Here is a 21,607-nt window from a genome sequence, read left to right as displayed (position 1 = left end):
GAACCTCGCCGCGACCTCCAGCACCGCAGCCTCATCACCCGAAATCACCACCGACTCCGGACCGTTCACCGCCGCAATCGACACACCCTCGGACAACTCGATGTCGGCTTCCGACGCGACGATCGACACCATCGCCCCACCGACCGGCAACGCCTGCATCAACGACGCCCGCGCCGAAACCAACCGACAAGCATCCTCAAGCGACAACACCCCGGCCACATGCGCCGCCGAAATCTCCCCGATCGAATGCCCCGCCACAAAATCCGGACGAACACCCCACGAAGAAACCAACCGGAACAACGCCACCTCGACCGCGAACAACGCCGGCTGCGTGAACTCCGTCCGATCCAACAACGAAGAATCCTCGAACGCCTCACGCAACTCCGGACCGAAATGTGCCAGCACGGCATCGAACGCCGAGGCGTAAACCGGGAACCGCTCGTACAGCTCCCGGCCCATCCCGGCCCGCTGCGCGCCCTGACCGGTGAACAGCACCGCCAGCCGGCCGTCTTCCCGGACCTCTCCGGTGACCACCTTCGCGTCGAGGACGACCGCGCGGTGGTCGAGCGCGGTGCGCGTGATCAGCGTCCGGGCGACGTCCGCGGGATCGGCGGTCACCTCGGCGAACCGGGAAAGCTGCGCCTGCAGGGCTTCCGGGGACTTCGCCGAGAGCACCCACGGCGTCAGCGTGCCCACCGGCGCCTCGGCGGGCACCGGCTCGGCAGGCGGAACCGACTCGAGGATGGTGTGCGCGTTGGTGCCGCTGACGCCGAACGACGACACCGCGGCCCGCAGCGGGCGGTCCGCGCGCCACTCGCGCGGCTCGGTCAGCAGCTCCACCGCACCGGCCGACCAGTCCACATGGGACGAAGGCGCGTCGACGTGCAGGGTCTTCGGCAGGACACCGTGGCGCATCGCCATGACCATCTTGATCACCCCGGCCACGCCCGCCGCCGCCTGGGTGTGGCCGATGTTGGACTTCACCGAGCCCAGCCACAGCGGCGCCGTCCGGTCCTGGCCGTAGGTGGCCAGCAACGCCTGGGCCTCGATCGGGTCGCCCAGTGTCGTGCCGGTCCCGTGCGCCTCGACCGCGTCGACGTCCGAAGTGGACAACCGGGCGTTGTCGAGTGCTGCCCGGATCACCCGCTGCTGAGCCGGGCCGTTCGGGGCGGTCAGGCCGTTGGAGGCGCCGTCCTGGTTGACCGCCGAGCCGCGCACCACGGCCAGGACGTCGTGCCCGAGGCGCCGCGCGTCGGACAGCCGCTCGACCAGCAGCACGCCGGCGCCTTCGCCCCAGCCGGTGCCGTCGGCCGCCTCGGCGAACGCCTTGACCCTGCCGTCCGGCGCGAGCCCGCGCTGGCGGCTGAACTCGACGAACGTGCCCGGCGTCGCCATCACCGTGACCCCGCCCGCCAGCGCCAGGTCGCATTCGCCCTGCCGCAGCGCCTGCGCGGCCAGGTGCAGCGCGACCAGCGACGACGAGCACGCCGTGTCGACGGTCAGCGCCGAGCCCTCGAACCCGAACAGGTAGGCGAGCCTGCCGGAGACGACGCTCGCCGCGTTGCCGGTGCCGAGGTAGCCCTCGACGTCCTCGGCCGACGAGCGCAGCAGGGTCGGGTAGTCCTGGCCGTTGGAGCCCATGAACACGCCGGTCCGGCTGCCGCGCAGTGCCGCGGGGTCGATCCCGGCGCGCTCGAAGGCCTCCCACGACGTCTCCAGCAGCACCCGCTGCTGCGGGTCCATCGCCAGGGCCTCGCGCGGCGAGATCCCGAAGAAGCCGGCGTCGAAGAGGTCGGCGTCGTGCAGGAACGCGCCTTCCCTGGCGTACGTCGTGCCCGGGCGGCCGGCGTCGTCGAACAGCGCCGCGGTGTCCCAGCCGCGGTTGGCGGGGAACGCCGAGACGGCGTCCCCGCCGCGGGCCACCAGGTCCCACAGCCCCTCCGGCGAGCGCACGCCACCGGGGAACCGGCAGGCCATCGCGACGATGGCGATCGGCTCGGTCGCGGCCTCGACGAGCTGCCGGTTCTGCCGGCGCAGCCGCTCGGCCTCCTTCACGGAGGCACGCAGCGCGTCGAGCACCTTCTCGGGCGTGGCCATGGTTCAGCTCCAGGAGTGGGTCATCGGGAATCGGTTCCGTCGAGGGCCAGCCGCACCAGCGCCTCGGCGTCGAGCTCGTCCACGGCGTCGGCGGCGCCGTCCTCGGCCGCGTCGAGCCCGGCCAGCTCCAGCAGCGCCGTCATCAGCCCGGCGTCGCGGAAGCGGGCCAGCGGCACGGTGGCCAGCGCCGCCCGGATGCGGGCTTCCTCCGGGTCGGCCGCGGCATCCGGGCGGAGCACGCCGAGGAGGTGCCCGGCCAGTGCCGCCGGGGTGGGGTGGTCGAAGACGACGGTCGCGGGCAGGGCCACGCCGGCCGCCTTCGCGAGGCGGTTGCGGAACTCCACCGAGGTCAGGGAGTCGAAGCCCAGCTCGGTGAACGGGCGGGCGGCGGGGACGCCGTCGGCCCCGCGGTGCCCCAGGGCGGCCGCGGCCTCGGCGCGGACCAGGGCGAGCAGCGTCCGCTCGGCGTCTGCTTCGGACAGTCCGGCCAGCGTCTCCCCCAGGTCGCCGTCGACCGGGACGTCGTGGGTTTCCTGCACCTGCCGCGCTTCTGGCACACCGAGCAGCAGCGCGCTCGGGCGGACGGAGGTGAAGGCGGGCACGAACCGCGCCCAGTCGACGTCGGCCAGGGTCAGCGTGGTCTCGTCCCGGCCGACCGCGCCGGCCAGTGCGCGGAGGGCGAGGGCGGGCCGCAGCGGGGTCAGGCCGCGGCGGCGGAGGTAGTCCTCGGCGTCGTGGTCGGCCGCCATGCCGCCGTCGGCCCAGGGGCCCCAGGCGAGCGCGGTCGCGGTCCGGCCCGCCGCCCGGCGGCGCCGGGCGAGGGCGTCGAGGTGAGCGTTGGCCGCGCCGTAGGCGGCCTGGTTGCCGCTGCCCCACACCCCGGCGATCGAGGAGAACAGGACGAACGCGTCGAGTTCGGTGTCGCCGAGGAGCGCGTCGAGGTTCTCGGCGCCGGCGACCTTGGCCGCCAGGATGTCCGCGAAGGCGCCGAGGCCGGGATCGGTCAACGGGGTCGCTCCCCCGGTCCCGGCGGCGTGGACGACGGCGGTCAGGCCGTCGCCGATGTCGTCGAGGACCGCGGCGAGCGCGGCCCGGTCGGCGACGTCGCAGGCCGCGATCGTCACCTCGGCACCCAGCCCGGTCAGCTCCTTCGCCAGGTCTTCGGCACCGGGAGCCCGCGGGCCGCGGCGGCTGGTGAGGACGATCCGGCCGGCGCCCGCGGTGGCCAGCCAGCGGGCGACGTGGGCGCCGAGCGCGCCGGTGCCGCCGGTGACGAGGACCGTGCCGCGGGGCTGCCACGGCCGCCCCGGCGTGCCGGTGGCCGGGACCAGGCGCCGGGCGAGCCGGCCGTCCGGCCGCACGGCGACCTGGTCCTCCGCCGGGTCGGCCAGTGACTGGACCAGCAGTTCACCGGTCCGCACGTCGAACTCCGCGGGCAGGTCGACCAGGCCGCCCCAGGCGTCCGGCCGGTCGAGGGCGGCGCTGCGGCCGAGCCCCCAGACCTGCGCTTGGGCGGCGTCCGGGCGCTCGGTGGCGACGGCTCCTCGCGTGACCGTCCACACGGGAACGTCCGGCACCGCGCGGAGCAGCGCGAGCGTCGCCGCCACACCGGCCGGGACGAGCCCGGTTCCCGCCGTGAGGGCCAGCAGGGACAGGACGGCGTCCGCGGTCCCGGCCGCCTCGGCGAGGTCGTCGCCGGACGGGTCGTCGAGGCGGGTGAACGCGACACCCCGCGCGGTGAGGGCCGCGGCGACCTGGTCGCCCAGGCCGGCTTCCCCGGCGGGGACGGCCAGCAGCCAGTGCCCCGGCGGCGTCGCGGCGGTCTCCGGCACCGGTTCCCAGGTGACCCGGTACCGCCAGCCGTCCACAACGGACTGTTCGCCGTGCTGGCGCCGCCAGGACGACAGCGCCGGGAGCAGCGTGACCAGCGAAGCGCGCTGGTCCTCGTCGATCGCCAAGGCACCGGCCAGCTCGCCGACGTCCGCTCGCTCGACCGCCGACCAGAACGCGGTGTCCACCGCGGGCGCGGCGGCTTCGAGCCAGTAGTGCTCGTGCTGGAAGGCGTAGGTCGGCAGGTCGACGCGTCCGACGGGCCCGAACACGGCGGCCAGGTCGACCGGTGCGCCGTGCGCGAACAGCGTCGCCAGTGCGGTCACCGCGGCCGCGCCGTCGGGCCGGTCGCGCCGCAGGGACGGGACCACCACGGCGTCCGGCGCCGTGTCGCGGGCCATCGCGCTCAGCACGCCGTCCGGGCCCAGCTCCAGGAAGACGCCGGCCCCGGCGGCGGCCAGGGTCGCGACGCCGTCGGCGAACCGGACCGCCTCGCGGACGTGGCGGACCCAGTAGTCCGCTGTGAACGGCTCCGCGAGCGCGCCGGTCAGGTTCGACACCACCGGGATCTCCGCCGGGTGGTAGGTGACCTTGTCGGCCGCCGCGCGGAACTCGTCGAGCATCGGATCGAGGTGGGCCGAGTGGAACGCGTGGCTGACTGCGAGCCGTTTCGTCTTCGGGAACTGCGCCGCGACGGCCAGCACGTCGGGTTCGTCACCGGAGATCACCACCGACGCCGGGCCGTTGATCGCCGCGATCGAGACCCGGTCGCCCAGCAGCGGCCGCACCGCGGACTCGGGTGCCGCGATCGACACCATCGCGCCGCCCTTCGGCAGCGCCTGCATCAGCGCGGCCCTGGCCGACACGAGCAGGCAGGCGTCTTCGAGGGAGAACACCCCGGCGACGTGCGCCGCGGCCAGCTCGCCGATCGAGTGCCCGGTGACGAACGCCGGGCGCACGCCCCACGACTCGAAGAGCCGGTACAGCGCGACCTCGACGGCGAACAGCGCGGGCTGGGTGAACCCGGTCTCGTCCAGGCCGGGCGCGTCGCCGAACACGACGTCCCGCACCGGCACGGTGAACTCGGCGCAGATCTCGTCGAACGCCGCCGCGTAGACGGGGTACCGCTCGTACAGCTCGCGGCCCATGCCGGCCCGCTGCGCGCCCTGCCCGGTGAACAGCACCGCGAGCTTGCCGGACGGAGCCGTGCCGCGGACGACCCCGGGCGCCGGTTCCCCGGCCGCCAGCGCGGCCAGCCCGGTGAGCAGCTCGGCCCGGCTGCCGCCGACGACGACCGCGCGGTCGTCGAACCGGGCCCGGGTGAGCAGCGCTCCGGCGACCGCCGCCGGAGCGGCGTCGACCGCGGCCAGCTTGCGGGCCTGTGCCCGCAACGCCTGCTCGCCCTTCGCCGACAACGCCCAGGCCACGACCGGCGGCTCCGGCACCACGACCGGCGCCGGGGCCGGTTCCGGCGGGAGCTCCAGGATGGCGTGGGCGTTGGTGCCGGAGATGCCGAACGCCGAGACGCCGGCCCGGCGCGCGTGTCCGGTGACCGGCCACGGCCGCTGCTCGGTGAGCAGCTCGACCGCACCCGACGTCCAGTCCACCCGGGTCGAGGGCGCGTCGACGTGCAGCGTCTTCGGCAGCACGCCGTGGCGCATGGCCTGCACCATCTTGATCACCCCGGCCACGCCCGCGGCCGACTGCGTGTGCCCGAGGTTCGACTTCAGCGACCCCAGCCACAGCGGCGTCTCGCGGTCCTGGCCGTAGGTGGCCAGCACCGCCTGCGCCTCGATCGGGTCACCCAGGGTCGTCCCGGTGCCGTGCGCTTCCACGACGTCCACATCGGACGGTCGCAGGCCGGCGTTCGCCAGCGCCGCCCGGATCACGCGTTGCTGAGACGGACCGTTGGGTGCGGTGAGGCCGTTCGACGCGCCGTCGGAGTTGACCGCCGAGCCGCGCAGGAGGGCGAGCACCTCGTGGCCGTTGCGCCGCGCGTCCGACAGCCGTTCGAGGACGACCATCCCGGCGCCCTCGCTCCAGCCGGTGCCGTCGGCGGCGTCCGCGAACGCCTTGCACCGGCCGTCCGCCGACAGCCCGCGCTGGCGGCTGAACTCGACGAAGATGTCCGGCGTCCCGAGCACCGCGACACCGCCGGCCAACGCGAGATCGCACTCACCCTGCCGCAGCGCCTGCCCCGCCAGGTGCAGCGCGACCAGCGACGACGAACACGCCGTGTCCACGGTGACCGCGGAGCCCTCCAGGCCGAGGTGGTAGGCGACCCGGCCGGACAGCACGCTGCCCGCGTTGCCGGTGAGCAGGTGCCCCTCGACGCCGTCCGCGGCGGGCGCTCCGGCCGCGTACCCGGAGTGGGCGGCACCGACGAACACGCCGGTGTTGCTGCCGCGCAAGGTGCCCGGGTCGATGCCGGCCCGTTCGAAGGCCTCCCACGAGACCTCCAGGAGCAGCCGCTGCTGCGGGTCCATGGCCAGTGCTTCGCGCGGGGAGATCCCGAAGAACGCGGCGTCGAAGTGCGCGGCGCCGGGCAGGAAGCCGCCGCCGGTGGCGTAGAACGTGCCCGGGTGCGCCGGGTCCGGGTGGTAGAGCTCCTCGACCGGCCAGCCGCGGTCGGCCGGGAAGCCGCCGACGGCGTCGCGGCCCTCGGCGACCAGCCGCCAAAGGGCGTCGGCGGAATCGACGTCACCCGGGAAGCGGCAGCTCATCGCGACGATGGCGACGGGGTCGTCCCCGGCGGCGCGCACCGCCGGGACCACCGGGGCCGCCGCGGGGCGCGTCCCGGTCGGTTCGCCGTGCAGGAACGCGGCCAGCGCCTCGGGGTTCGGGTAGTCGAAGACGAGGGTCGCGGGCAGCGCGCGGCCGGTCGCGGTGGCGAGCCGGTTGCGCAGCTCGACCGCCGTGAGCGAGTCGAAGCCGGTGTCCTTGAACGCCTTCGCGGGGTCGACGGTGTCGGCGCTCGCGTGGCCCAGCACCGCCGCGACGTGCTTGCGGACCAGCTCCAGGACCTGTTCGTGGTCGCCGGCCCAGTTTTCGCCCGAGACGGCGGCCCGTGCGGCGCGGCGGACCGGCGTGCGCACCAGCCCGCGCCACAGCGGGGCCGGGTCGCCGGCCGCGCGGAGGGCGGCGAGGTCGAGGCGCATCGGCACGGCCACCGGCCGTCCGATCCCGATGGCGGCGTCCAGCGCGGCCAGAGCGTCCTCGGTGGACAGTGGCCGGATGCCGGAGCGTTCGATCCGGCTGCGGTCGCGGTCGCCGAGCTTGCCGGTCATCGCGCTGCCGAGCGCCCACTGGCCCCACGCCAGTGACACCGCGGGCAGGCCCTGGGACCGCCGGTGCACGGCGAGCGCGTCCAGGGCGCTGTTCGCCGCGGCGTACCCGCTTTGCCCGGCGGCGCCGAGGATCCCGGCGACCGAGGAGAACAGGACGAACCAGGCCAGGTCGTGGTCCCGGGTCAGCCTGCCGAGCGCGGACGCGCCGTCCACTTTGGCGCGAAGCACCGAGGCCACCCGGGCCGGTGTCTGCGCTGCGAGCACGCCGTCGTCGAGCATCCCGGCGGCGTGCACCACCCCGATCAGCGGCGCCTCGGCGGGGATCTCCCGCAGCACGTCCGCCACGAACCCGGGCTCGGCCACGTCGCCGGCGACCACGATCGCCTCGACGCCGAGCGCGGTCAGGTCTTCGCACAGTCCGGCGGCGCCCGGGGCGTCCGGGCCGCGCCGGCTCACCAGCACCAGCCGCCGGACCCCCGGGCGGGCGGCGAGGTGCCGGGCCACGGCGGCGCCGAGCGTGCCGGTGCCGCCGGTGACGAGCACGGTGCCCTCCGGCTCCGGCCGCGGCAGCGTGAGCACGTTCTTGCCGACGTGCTTGGCCTGGCTGACGAACCGGAAGGCCTCGGCCGCCCGCCCGAGCTCCCAGGCCCGCAGCGGCAACGGCGTCAGCTCGCCCCGGCCGAAGGCCGCGAGGAGGTCGGCGAGGATGGCCGCGATCCGGTCCGGGCCGGGGTCGCCGAGGTCGAAGGTGTGGTAGCCCGTGCCCTCGCGGACGTCGGTCTTGCCCAGCTCGACGAACTGGCCGCCCGGGGCGAGCAGTTCCAGCGACGCGTCGACGAACGGGCCGGTCAGGGAGTTCAGCACGACGTCGACGTGCGGGAACTTGTCCCGGAAGCCCAGGGTGCGGGAGCTGGCCAGGTGCGCGTCGTCGAGGCCGAGTCCGCGCAGCACGGCGTGCTTGCCCTCGCTCGCCGTCGCGAACACCTCGGCACCCTTCCAGCGGGCCAGCTGCACCGCGGCCATCCCGACGCCGCCCGCCGCCGCGTGGACCAGCACGGACTGCCCGGCGCGCAGGCCACCGAGGTCGAAGAGGCCGTAGTAGGCGGTGACGAAGGCGACGGGCACGGTGGCCGCCTCGGCGAACGTCCAGCCGGCGGGGACGGGCGCCAGCCGACGGGCGTCGGCGACGGCCCGCGGGGCGAAGGCGTCGTCGACCAGGCCGAACACGCGGTCGCCGACGGCGAGGTGGGCGACTGCGGCGCCCACCTCGACGACGACGCCCGCCGCTTCGGAGCCGAGGCGGGCCTCGGGGTCGGGGTACATGCCGAGGGAGATGAGGACGTCGCGGAAGTTGAGCCCGGCCGCGCGCACCTCGATCCGGACGTCGGTCTCGCCCAGCGGCTTTTCCGCGGTTTCGGCGATGGCCAGGCCGTCGGTGGTGCCGGAGCCGGTGGTGCCGAGCTGCCAGGAGTCGCCGGCCGGGGTCAGCGGCATGGCGGTCGCGCGGACCAGCCGGGGTGCCGAGGCGGTGCCTTCTTCGAAGGCCAGCTGCGGTTCGCCGTAGCTGTCTGCTGTGGACAGCAGGGCTTGGGAGCGCAGGTCGTCGTCGGTGTCGACGAGGAGGAAGCGGCCGGGGTGTTCGGACTGCGCCGACCGCACCAGCCCACCGGCGGCAGCCGCGGCGAGGTTGCCGCCGGCCGCGCCGCGGGTGACGAAGACGAGGCGGCCGGGGCGTTCCTCGGCGAGCCAGGACTGCAGTTCGGCCAGGACCTCGGCGGTGGTCTCGTGGACGTCGGTCCCGGTGACCGCGGCGAAGACGAGTTCTTCGCGCGGCGCGGCGGGGTCGGCGGTGACCTCGGTCCAGACCGGCTCGAAGAGCGTGTCGGGGACGGTTTCCGCGGCGGGCGCGACCGGGCGCAGCAGCAGCCCGCCGACCGTGACGACGGGGGCACCGGCGGCATCCCACGCGGTGAGGGCGACGGCGTTCTCCCCGGCCGGGGAGAGGCGGACCCGCAGTTCGGTGGCCCCGGTGGCGTGCACGGCGACCCGGGTGAAGGAGAAGGGGACCCGCGCCGAGCCGTCGTCGGGGGTGACGACGCCGAGGCCGAGCGGGTGCAGCGCGGCGTCGAGCAGGGCGGGGTGCAGGGCGAACCCGCCGGCGTCGAACGGCTCCGGCAGGGTGACTTCGGCGAAGAGTTCGGTGCGGTCCCGCCAGACGCGGGTGAGACCGCCGAACGCTTCGCCGTAGACGAACCCCATGGCGGCGAGCCGCGGGTAGAGGGTGTCGAGGTCGACCGGCTCGGCGCCCGCCGGGGGCCACTGGGCCATGTGCGGCGCGCTGCTCGCCTCGGCCACGCCCGGCGGCGGCCACTCGGTGCCGCTTTCCCCGGAGCGCGGCGATCCCTGCGCGCCACTCGGCCGCGGCTCCGGGGTGCTTTCCCGTGACGGCCGCGACCCCTGCACGCCAAGCAGCCGCGGGTCTTGGCTGCTTTCCGGCGAAAGCGGCGGCCACTCGGAGCTGCTTACCCGAGAAACCGCCGCGGGGCTGATGCTGCCGGTCGCGTGGCGGGTCCAGCCCGCGTCGGAAGCGGCGGGGCGGGACGAGACCGTGACCGGGCGGCGGCCGTCCGGGTCCGCCTGTCCGGCCGAAACCTGGATCGTCACCGCGCCGCGAGGGGGCAGCACCAGCGGGGCCGCGAACGTCAGCTCGTCGACGACCCCGCACCCGGCGTGGTCGCCGGCCTGGACCACCAGCTCCAGCAGCGCCGTGCCCGGCAGCAGGACCGTGCCCGACAGCGCGTGGCCGGCCAGCCACGGGTGCGTCTCCAACGACAGCCGTCCACTGAGGACGATTCCCTCGTCGCCCGCCAGCTCGACCGCCGCGCCGAGCAGAGGGTGCGTCATTGCGCCCACGCCCACCGCTCCGAGGTCTCCGCGAGGGGCGCCGGCGCGTGGCCAGTAACGCTCGCGCTGGAACGGGTACGCCGGCAGCTCGATGCGACGGCCGCCCGGGAAGAACGCCGCCCAGTCGACGTCGACACCGTTGACGTGCACCGTGCTCAACGCCGAGAGCAGCGCTCTCTCTTCAGAGCGGTCGCGCCGCAAGGCCGGGACCGCCGTGCCGTCGACCAGCGCGCTGAGCACCCCGTCGGGGCCCAGCTCCAGGAAGACGCCGACGCCCGCGGCCTTCAGGGTCGCGACGCCGTCGGCGAACCGGACTGCCTCGCGGACGTGGCGCACCCAGTACTCCGCCGTGTACGGCGCAGCGAGAGCCCCGCTGACGTTCGAGAGCACCGGGATCCCGGCGGGGTGGTACGTCAACGACTCCGCGACCGAGCGGAACTCGGCCAGCATCGGGTCCATCAGCGGCGAGTGGAACGCGTGGCTCACGGCGAGCCGTTTGGTCTTGACGCCGTCCGCGGCGAACCCGGCCGCGATGTCCAGCACCACGGTGGAAACCCCGGAGATCACCACCGACGCCGGGCCGTTCACCGCCGCGATCGCCACGCCGTCACAACCGTCCACAACGGACAAAACATCGGCCTCGGACGCGGCGATGGACACCATCGCCCCACCGGCCGGCAACGCCTGCATCAACGCCGCCCGCGCGGAAACCAACCGGCAGGCGTCCTCAAGGGACAGCACCCCGGCCACGTGCGCCGCCGAAATCTCCCCGATCGAATGGCCCGCCACGAAGTCCGGGCGGACACCGAAGGACGAAACCAACCGGAACAACGCCACCTCGACCGCGAACAACGCCGGCTGCGTGAACTCCGTCCGCTCCAACAGCGAAGAATCCTCGAACGCCTCACGCAACCCCGGACCGAAATGCGCCAGCACAGCATCGAACGCCGAAGCGTAAACCGGGAACCGCTCGTACAGCTCCCGGCCCATCCCGGCCCGCTGCGCACCCTGGCCGGTGAACAGCACGGCCAGCAACGCATCCGGATCGGCGGTACCGGTGACGACCTCCTCGCCCAGCAGCACCGCACGGCAGCCGAGCCGGGCGCGGGACGTGGCCAGCGAGAAGCCGAGGTCGACCGGGTTCGCGTCCAGCGAGCGGACCTGGGCGGTCAATGCGGTGAGGGCACCCGCGTCGTGGGCGGAGACCACGAACGGCAGCAGCGCGTCCGTCGGCGAAGGCTCCGGAGCCGGTGGCACTTCGGGCGCCTGCTCCAAGATCGTGTGCACGTTGGTGCCGCTGACGCCGAACGCCGAGACGCCGGCCCGGCGCGGCCGGTCGCGCTCCGGCCAGTCGCGGGTTTCGGTGAGCAGCTCGACCGACCCCGCAGACCAGTCCACCTGGGACGAAGGCGCGTCGACGTGCAGGGTGCGCGGCAGGACGCCGTGCCGCAGGGCGAGGACCGTCTTGATCACCCCGGCCATCCCGGCCGCGGCCTGCGTGTGGCCGAGGTTGGACTTGACCGAGCCGAGCCACAGCGGCTCGTCGCGGTCCTGGCCGTACGTCGCCAGGAGGGCCTGCGCCTCGATCGGGTCGCCCAGCCGCGTGCCGGTGCCGTGCGCCTCGACCGCGTCGACGTCCGCAGTGGACAATCCGGCGTTCGCCAGCGCGGCCCGGATCACCCGCTGCTGTGACGGGCCGTTCGGGGCGCTCAGGCCGTTGGACGCGCCGTCGGAGTTCACCGCCGAGCCGCGGACGACCGCGAGCACCGGATGGCCGTGGCGCTGCGCGTCCGAGAGCCGTTCCAGCAGCACCAGGCCGACGCCTTCGCCCCAGCCGGTGCCGTCGGCCGCGTCGGCGAACGCCTTGACCCGGCCGTCGGCGGCCAGCCCGCGCTGGCGGGCGAACTCCAGGAACGCCATCGGCTTGGCCATGATCGCCACGCCGCCCGCGAGCGCCAGCGAGCACTCGCCCTGCCGCAGCGACTGTGCGGCCAAGTGGAGCGCGACCAGTGCCGACGAGCACGCGGTGTCGACCGTGACCGCCGGGCCCTCCAGGCCGAAGGTGTAGGACAGCCGCCCGGACATCACGCTGGGCGCCTCGCCGGTCAGCAGGTACCCCTCCGAGCCGGGCTCGAGGTCGGCGCCGTAGCCGGAGCTGCTGGCCCCGACGAACACGCCGGTCCGGCTGCCGCGCAGGGTGGCGGGGTCCAGCCCGGCCCGTTCGAAGACCTCCCACGACGTCTCCAGCAGCACCCGCTGCTGCGGGTCCATCGCCAGGGCCTCGCGCGGCGAGATCCCGAAGAAGCCCGCGTCGAAGTCCGCCGCGCCGGCCACGAACCCGCCGACACCGGCGAGGTCGGCGTCGCCGAACGAGGCCAGGTCCCAGCCGCGGTCGGCGGGGAATCCGGTCAGCGCGTCGACGCCGTCGGCGACCAGCCGCCAGAGGTCTTCCGGCGAGCGGACGCCGCCGGGGAACCGGCAGCCCATCGCCACGATCGCGACCGGCTCGTCGGCGGCCGCCGCCGACGTGACCTGCGCGGTTTCGGTGCGGCCCAGCAGCAGCCGGTGCAGCTCCGCGGCCAGCGCGGCCGGGTTCGGGTGGTCGAACACCAGTGTCGCGGGCAGGGTGAGGCCGGTGGCCGCGTTGATCCGGTTGCGCACCTCGACCGCGGTCAGCGAGTCGAAGCCGAGTTCCCGGAACGCGCGCCCGGCCGGGACCGCCGCCGCCGAGTCGTGGCCGAGCACCGAAGCGGCCTGGCCGCGCACCAGGTCCAGCAGCAGCCGGCGCGCCTCGGCCTCGCCCAGCCCGGCGATCCGGCGGGCCAGCGCGGGCCGCGGTACTTCCGGCTCTTCGGTGAGGAGCGCGCGGACTTCGGGGATGTCCTCGATCAGCGGACGACGGCGGGCCAGCGTGAAGCCGGGGGTGAACCGGGCCCAGTCGACGTCGGCGACGGCCAGGAAGACCTCCTGCGCGTCGAGGGCCTGGCAGAGCGCCTCGACCGCGGCTTCCGGCGCCATCTCGCGCAGGCCGCGGCGGCGCAGCTGGTCTTCGAGGTCGACGTCACCGGCCATGCCGCCCCCGCCCCAGAAGCCCCAGGCGACCGAGGTCGCGGCGGCCCCGCGGGCCCGGCGCTGCTCGGCCAGGGCGTCGAGGTAGGCGTTGCCCGCGCCGTACGCACCCTGGCCGCCGCTGCCCCAGACCCCGGCGTTGGAGGAGAAGAGCACGAAGGCGTCGAGGTCGTCGCCGAGGAGTTCGTCCAGGTGGCGCGCGCCGGCGACCTTGCCGTCGATCACGGCGGCGAATTCGGCCGGGGTGGTGTCGAGCACCGGCGTGGCCTGCGGCAGGCCGGCCGCGTGCACGACCGAGCGCACTGGCTCGTCCAGCCCGGCCAGGAGCGCAGCGAGCGCTTCGCGGTCGGCGACGTCGCAGGCGGCGATCGTCACGCGTGTCCCCAGTGCGGACAGCTCGGCTTCGAGGTCGGCCGCGCCGGGGGCGTCCGGGCCGCGGCGGCTGGTCAGCACGAGGTGCCCGGCGCCGTCGGCGGCGAGGCGGCGGGCGACGTGGCCACCCAGCGCGCCGGTGCCGCCGGTGATCAGGACCGTGCCACGCGGCTTCCACCGCTGTGCCGGCGGGGTGAAGGGCGCGCGGACCAGCCGGCGGGCCAGCAGCCCGGACGGCCGGATCGCCAGCTGGTCTTCATCGTCCACTCCGGACAGTGCGGCGGCGAGCAGGGCGGCCGTGTCCGCGTCCGGTTCGGCGGGCAGGTCGACGAGGCCGCCCCAGATGCCGGGCAGCTCCAGGCCGATCACCCGGCCGAGGCCCCACGTCATGGCCTGGGCGGGCGAGCCGCCGGTGACGCCGCCGCGGGTCAGCAGCCACAGCGGCGTTTCGCTGCCGGCCATCGCCTGGGCCAGCGCGAGGTTCGCGGTGGCTCCGGCGGTTTCGTCGAGGGCGAGCAGCGAGACAACTCCGGCGTACCCGCCCGCTCCGGGGAACGCCGGGGCCACGACCGGCTCGGCGCCGTGGGCGGCCAGTGCGGCCGGGACGCCCGCGTCGTCGTGGCCGTCCGGGACGACGACCAGCCAGCGTCCGGACAGCTCCGGCGCGGACGGCGCGGCGACGGGCTTCCACTCGATGCGGTAGCGCCAGGAGTCCACTTCGGACGCGGTGCGGGCCCGGTGGCGCCACCGGGTCAGCGCGGGCAGGACCTCGGCCAGGGTGCTGCCGGGTGCGACGTCGAGGGTGCCCGCGACGGCGTCGAGGTCGAGGCCGTCCACCGCGGCCCAGAACGCGGCGTCCACCGGGTCGGCGGCCGCGGTGCCCGCGTCGAGCCAGTAGCGGCGGCGCCGGAAGGCGTAGGTGGGCAGCTCGACGCGGTGCGCGCCGGGGAAGGCGGGCGTCCAGTCCACCGCGACCCCGCGCACGTGCGCCTCGCCGAGCGACCGGAGGAACCGCTCGTACCCGCCGTCGTCGCGGCGCAGGGAACCGAGGGCCTCGACGCCGTCGGTCTCGCCGATCGCCGTGGTCAGCACCGGGTGCGGCGAAGCTTCGACGAACGTGGCGAACCCTTCCGCGGCGAGCGCCCGCACCGCGGCGTCGAGCCGGACCGGCTCGCGGAGGTTCGTGTACCAGTACCCGGCGTCCAGCTCGGCGCCGTCGAGCCGGGTGCCGGTGACCGTCGAGAAGAACGGGATGTCGCCGGTCCGCGGCCGGATCGGGGCCAGCACGTCGAGGAGTTCTTCGCGCAGCTGCTCCACCTGCGCCGAGTGGGACGCGTAGTCGACGGGAATCCGCTTGGCGCGCACGCCGTCCGCCTCGCACGCGGCCAGCAGCGCGTCCAGCGCGCCGGGCTCGCCGGAAACGACGACGGCGGCCGGGCCGTTCACCGCGGCGATCGACAGCCCGCCGGTCAGCCGTGCCTCGACCTCGGACTCCGGCGCCGCGACCGACACCATCCCGCCGCGGCCGGCCAGCGCCAGGATCGCCTTGCTGCGCAGGGCGACCACGCGGGCGCCGTCCTCGAGGGACAGTGCGCCGGCCACGACCGCCGCGGCGATCTCGCCCTGCGAGTGCCCGACGACGGCGTCCGGCACCACGCCGAAGGACCGCCACAGCTCGGCCAGCGACACCATCACGGCCCACAACGCGGGCTGCACGACGTCGACCCGGGCCAGCGCCTCGGCGTCGGCCAGCACGGCACGCAGCGACCAGTCCACGAAGGACGTCAAGGCGGCAGCGCACTCGTCCAGCCGGGCCGCGAACACCGGCGACGCCCCGGCCAGCTCCAGGGCCATCCCCGCCCACTGCGAGCCCTGGCCGGGGAACACGAGCGCGGCCCGGCCCGGCGCCACCGCCCCGGTGACCACGTTCGGCGCCGGAAGGTCATCGGCCAGCGCGGAAAGGCCGGCCAGCAGCGCCTCCCGGTCCGTGCCGGTGACGACCGCGCGGTGCGGGAAGCCGGTGCGCGCGGTGGCGAGCGAGAACGCGATGTCGGCGACGCTGCCCTCGGCCGCACGCTCCCGGAGGGCGGCGGCCTGGGCCGGCAGCGCCTCGGAAGACTTCGCCGACAACACCCACGGCACCACGGCGGGCTCGGGCGTCGGCGCGGGGCCGTCGTCCCCCTGCTCGAGGATGACGTGGGCGTTCGTGCCGGAGATGCCGAACGACGAGACCGCCGCCCGGCGCGGCCGCGGCCGGTCCCACGGCACCGGCTCCTGGAGCAGCCGCACGGCACCGCTGTCCCAGTCCACGTGGGACGACGGTGTTTCCGCGTGCAGCGTCCGCGGCAGCACGCCGTTCCGCAGCGCCTGCACGGTCTTGATCACCCCGGCCACCCCGGCCGCGGCCTGGGTGTGGCCGATGTTGGACTTGAGCGAGCCGAGCCACAGCGGCTCCTCGCGGTCCTGGCCGTAGGTGGCCAGCAGGGCCTGCGCCTCGATCGGGTCGCCGAGGGCGGTGCCGGTGCCGTGCGCCTCGACCACGTCGACGTCCGATGTGGACAGTCCGGCGTCGGCGAGGGCGGCCCGGATGACCCGCTGCTGTGCCGGGCCGCTGGGGGCGCTGAGCCCGTTCGAAGCGCCGTCCTGGTTCAGCGCGCTGCCGCGCAGCACGGCCAGCACCGGGTGGCCGAGGCGCCGCGCGTCGGACAGCCGTTCGACCAGCACCAGGCCGGCGCCTTCGGCCATGCCCATTCCGTCGGCCCCGGCCCCGAACGCCTTGCAGCGCCCGTCGGCGGCCAGCCCGCGCTGGCGGCTGAAGGCGGTCAGCGACGACGGCGTCACCATCACCGCGACGCCGCCGGCCAGTGCCATCGAGCACTCGCCGCGGCGCAGGGCCTGCGCGGCCAGGTGCAACGCCACCAGCGACGACGAGCAGGCCGCGTCGATGGTCAGTGCCGGTCCCTCCAGGCCGAGCGTGTAGGCGACGCGGCCGGACAGCACGCTGGACACGCTGCCGGTGAGCAGGTGCCCTTCGAGGCCGTCCGGAATTTCCCGCATCCGCGCGTGGTAGTCCTGGTAGTTGGCGCCGACGAAGACACCCGCGGGTGCACCGCGCAGGGTGGCCGGGTCGATCCCGGCGTGCTCGATGGTCTCCCACGCGATCTCCAGCAGGAGCCGCTGCTGCGGGTCCATCGCCAGTGCCTCCCGCGGCGAGATCCCGAAGAAACCGGCGTCGAAGTCGGCCACGTCGTGCAGGAAGCCGCCCTCGCGGACCGTCGAGGTCCCCTGCTCGTCGGCGGCACCGAACAGCTTCGCCAGGTCCCAGCCGCGGTCGGTGGGGAACCCGGAGACGGCGTCGCGGCCTTCGGCGACGAGGGTCCACAGGTCGTCCGCGGACCGCACGCCGCCGGGGTAGCGGCAGCCCATGCCGATGATCGCGATCGGGTCGTCGGCGGCCGCGACCCGGGTGACCGCGGCCGGCCCGGTCCGCGCGCCGAGGACGGTGTCCCGCAGGTGCCCGGCGAGCCGCAGCGGGGTCGGGTGGTCGAACACGAGCGTGGCGGGCAGCCGCAGGCCGGTCGCGGCGGCGATCCGGTTCCGGACGTCGAGCGCGGTCAGCGAGTCGAAGCCGAGGTCGGTGAACGGCCGGTCCGGCTCGACGGCGTCGCCGCTCGCGTGCCCGAGCACCGCGGCGGCCTGGGCGCGGACCAGGTCCAGCAGCACCCGGTCGGCGTCGTCGCCGGAGAGCCCGGCGAGCTGCCGGGCCAGCGGCGTCGCCTCCGCGACCGGGGCTTCCGACGGCCGGCGGACCTGGGGCAGGTCGTCGAACAGCGGCCGGGCGCGGCCGGCGGTGAACACCGGCAGGAACCGGGCCCAGTCGACGTCGGCGAGCACCACGGCCGTCTCGTCGCGGCCGAGGGTTTCGTGCAGGGCGGTGATCGCCGTGGCCGGGTCCATCAGCGGCAGGCCGCGGCGGGCGAGCTGGCCGGCGTCGACGCCTTCGGACATCCCGCCCCGGCCTTCGACCTCCGTCGGCGCCCAGACGCCCCAGGCGATCGACGTCGCGGTCGCGCCGCGGGCCCGGCGCCGCTCGGCCAGGGTGTCGAGGAAGGTGTTGGCCGCCGAGTAGGCCGCGTGGTCGCCGCTGCCCCAGACCCCGGCGATGGAGGAAAACAGCACGAACGCGTCGAGGTCGGCGCCGAGCAGTTCGTCGAGGTGCCGGGCCCCGGCGACCTTCGCCCGGACGACCTCGGCGAACCCCGGGAGGGTCGTCTCGGTCACCGGCAGCAGCTCGACCGTGCCCGCGGCGTGGAACACCGACCGGACCGGCTCGCCGAGCTCCGCCAGCAGCGCGGCCAGTGCGTCGCGGTCGGCGACGTCGCAGCGGGCGAGGGTGACGCGGGTGCCGAGGGCTTCCAGCTCGGCGGCCAGTTCCGGCGCGCCGGGCGCGTCCGGCCCGCGGCGGCCGGTGAGGACCAGGTGCGGCGCGCCTTCCCGGGCCAGCCAGCGGGCGACGTGCGTGCCCAGTGCGCCGGTGCCGCCGGTGACCAGGATCGTACCCTCGGGCCGCCAGTCCCGCGGCCGGTCGCCGCGGCCCGCCGGGCGCAGCCGCCGGACGCGCAGGCCACCCGGCCGCACGGCGAGCTGGTCCTCGTCACCACGGGCGGCGAGGATCCGGCCCAGCCGGCCGAGGTCGGCCGCACCGGGTTCCGGGGTGAGGTCGACGAGGCCACCCCAGCGGTCGGCGTGCTCCAGCGCGAGGACGCGGCCGAGGCCCCACAGCAGCGACTGCTCGAGGCCCGGCAGCTCGTCGGCGGGCCCGGTGCGGACCGCGCCGCGGGTGAGCACCCACAGCGGGGCGGTGACGCCGGCGTCGCCGAGCGCCTGGGCCAGCACCAGGGTCAGGATCAGCCCGGCCGGGCTCTCGGGGAACTCCGGGTGCGGGCGTTCGTCGGCGGCCAGCAGCGACAGCACGCCGTCGTACGGCCCGGCCAGGCGCTCGGCCAGCGCGGGGCGATCGGCTTCGGTCAGGGCGAGGGTCTCGACTTCGGCGGTGCGCGCGAGGAAGTCCACGACGTCCTGGCCGGTGCCGCCTTCGCCGCGGACGACCAGCCAGCGTCCGGACGGCGTCGCGGCGGGCAGTTCGGCGGCCTTCCAGGTGACTTCGTACCGCCACGAGTCCACAGTGGATTCGATGGCCCGCTGCCGTCGCCACGCGGCCAGTGCCGGGAGCAGCTCCTCCAGCGGGGTGTCGACGGAGACGCCGAGGGTGTCGGCGAGGTCCGCCGGGTCGTCGCGGTCCACGACGTCCCAGAACCGGGCGTCGGCGGGGACTTCGCCGCCGTGGTCCTCCGTCCGCAGCCAGAAGCTTTCGCGCTGGAAGGGGTAGGTGGGCAGGTCCACCCGGTGCGCGCCGGGGAAGGCCGGGGTCCAGTCGACGTCGACGCCGGCGCAGTGCGCCTCGGCCAGCGCCCGCTGGAACCGGGCGAGGCCGCCGTCGCCGCGGCGGAGGGTGCCCAGCGCGGTCGCCGTCTCGCCGATGGCCATCGTCAGCACCGGGTGCGGCGAAGCTTCGACGAAGGTGCCGAACCCGCGCTCGGCCAGCGTGCGGACGGCGGCGTCGAGCAGCACGGTGCCGCGGAGGTTGGTGTACCAGTACTCCGCGTCGAGCTCGGCGCCGTCGGCCCACTCACCGGTCACGGTGGAGAAGAAGCCCGTCCCGGCGGTCCGCGGGGCGATCGGGGCGAGCACGCCGAGCAGCTCGTCGCGGATCTCCTCGACCTGCGCGGAGTGCGACGCGTAGTCCACCGGGATCCGCTTGGCGCGGACGCCGTCGGCTTCGCAGGACTCGATCAGCTCGGCGAGGGCGTCCGGCGCCCCCGAGACCACCACCGCGGCCGGGCCGTTCACCGCCGCGATCGACAGGTCCCCGGTCAGCCGCGCCTCGACGGCTTCGCGGGACGCGGCCACCGAGACCATGCCGCCGCGCCCGGCCAGCGCGAGGATCGCCTTGCTCCGCAGGGCCACCACCCGCGCGCCGTCCTCCAGCGACAGCGCACCCGCGACGACGGCCGCGGCGATCTCGCCCTGCGAGTGGCCCACCACGGCGTCGGGCACGACCCCGTGCGAACGCCACAACTCGGCCAGCGACACCATCACGGCGAACAGCGCGGGCTGCACGACGTCGACCCGCTCCAGCGCCTCGGCGTCCGCCAGGACGTCCCGCAGCGACCAGTCCACAAAGGAGTCCAGCGCCGCCGCGCACTCGTCGAGCCGCGCCGCGAAAACCGGTGCCGATTCGGCCAGTTCGAGGGCCATCCCGGCCCACTGCGAACCCTGCCCCGGGAACACCAGGGCGACCTTGCCCGGCTTCCCGGCGACCCCGGAGACCACCGCGTCGTCCGGCGTGCCCGCGGCGACGGCGGTGAGCCCGCGCAGCAGCTCGGCCCGGTCGTGGCCGACCACGACGGCCCGGTGCTCGAACCGGGACCGCGTCACCGCGAGCGAGCAACCGACTTCGGCAAGGCCCAGGTCGTCCACTTCGGACAGCCGGGCGGCTTGCGCCCGCAGGGCGTCCGCCGTGCGGCCCGAGAGGACCCACGGGACGACGGCGGGTACGGGCGCCGGCGACACGGGTTCGGCGGGCGGGGCGGCTTCGAGGATGGCGTGCGCGTTGGTGCCGCTGATCCCGAACGACGACACGGCCGCCCGCCGCGGGTGGTCGCGCTCGGGCCACTCGGCCTCGGCGTCCAGCAGCCGCAGCGTGCCCGCCGACCAGTCCACTTCGGACGTCGGCCGCCCGGCGTGCTTCGACGCCGGCAGGGTCGCGTGCTGCAGCGCCAGCACGGCCTTCATCACCCCGGCCACGCCGGCCGCGGCCTGCGTGTGGCCGATGTTCGACTTCACCGACCCCAGCCAGAGCGGCTGCTCCGGCGACCGGCCCCGCCCGTAGGTCTCCAGCAGCGCCTGCGCTTCAATCGGGTCACCGAGCGGGGTGCCGGTGCCGTGCGCCTCCATCAGGTCGACCTGGCTCGCCGCCACCCGGGCGTTGGCCAGCGCGTCCAGGATGACCCGCTCCTGCGACGGCCCGTTGGGGGCGCTGAGCCCGTTCGACGCGCCGTCGGAGTTCACCGCCGAGCCGCGCACGACCGCGAGCACCGGGTGCCCGTTCCGCCGGGCGTCGGACAGCCGTTCCAGCACCAGCATCCCGGCGCCTTCGGCGGCCCCGAAGCCGTCGGCGTCGGCGGAGAACGGCTTGCAGCGGCCGTCCGGCGAGAGGGCCCGCTGGCGGCTGAGCTCGATGAGGATGCCCGGCGTCGCCATCACCGTCACGCCGCCGGCCAGCGCCAGCGAGCACTCGTCGCGGCGCAGGGCCTGCACCGCCCAGTGCAGCGCGACCAGCGACGACGAGCACGCGGTGTCGACGGTGACCGCGGGCCCCTCCAGACCGAGGACGTAGGCGATCCGGCCGGAGGCGACACTGGTGATGGTGCCGGTGAGCAGGTGGCCCTCGACCGATTCGGGGACCCGGTGCGAGCTGGGCGCGTAGTTCTGCTGCATGGCGCCGACGAACACGCCGGTGCGGCTCGACTTGAGCGTCCGCGGGTCGATGCCGCCGCGTTCGAGGGCCTCCCACGACGTCTCCAGCAGCAGCCGCTGCTGCGGGTCCATGGCCAGTGCTTCCCGCGGGGAGATGCCGAAGAAGCCCGCGTCGAACCGGTCGGCGTCGTGCAGGAACGCGCCGCCGCGCATGGAGAACGTGCCGGGCCGCGCCGGGTCCGGGTCGTACAGCGCCGCCCAGTCCCGGTTGGCCGGGAGGTCACCGACGACGTCTTCGCCCGCGGACACCAGGCGCCACAACGCTTCCGGCGTCTCGATGCCGCCCGGGAAGCGGCAGCCCATGCCGACGATCGCGATCGGCTCGGTTTCCCGCGCCTCGAAGTCCCGCAACCGCTGCTTGGCCTGGCGCAGGTCCGCCGTGGCCAGCTTGAGGTAGTCGCGGAGCCTGTCCTCGTTCGCCATGTGCCGTCAACTCCGTGCGTTGTCCG

General features: G+C 75.4%; 2 protein-coding genes. Both read right to left on the bottom strand.

Going from position 1 to position 21,607, the window contains the following annotated elements; translation table 11 throughout:
- On the bottom strand, window positions 1-2,097 hold a 2,097-nt coding region (locus ABZX11_RS39535; RefSeq protein ID WP_354923296.1), incomplete at its 3' end, for a type I polyketide synthase.
- A gap of 20 nt (window positions 2,098-2,117) precedes the next feature.
- On the bottom strand, window positions 2,118-21,581 hold the full coding sequence (locus ABZX11_RS39530; protein ID WP_354923293.1) for a type I polyketide synthase: 19,464 nt from the start codon (window positions 21,579-21,581) through the stop codon (window positions 2,118-2,120).
- Window positions 21,582-21,607: the final 26 nt, after the last annotated feature.

Origin of the sequence: Amycolatopsis sp. NPDC004169 (assembly GCF_040610315.1) — a bacterium.
Taxonomy (GTDB): domain Bacteria; phylum Actinomycetota; class Actinomycetes; order Mycobacteriales; family Pseudonocardiaceae; genus Amycolatopsis.
This window is presented reverse-complemented; position numbering and strand designations above follow the sequence as displayed.

What these genes read in the sequence shown, in the direction of transcription:
- ABZX11_RS39530 (WP_354923293.1), bottom strand. Translation starts at nt 21,581, where the DNA reads ATGGCGAACGAGGACAGGCTCCGCGACTACCTCAAGCTGGCCACGGCG.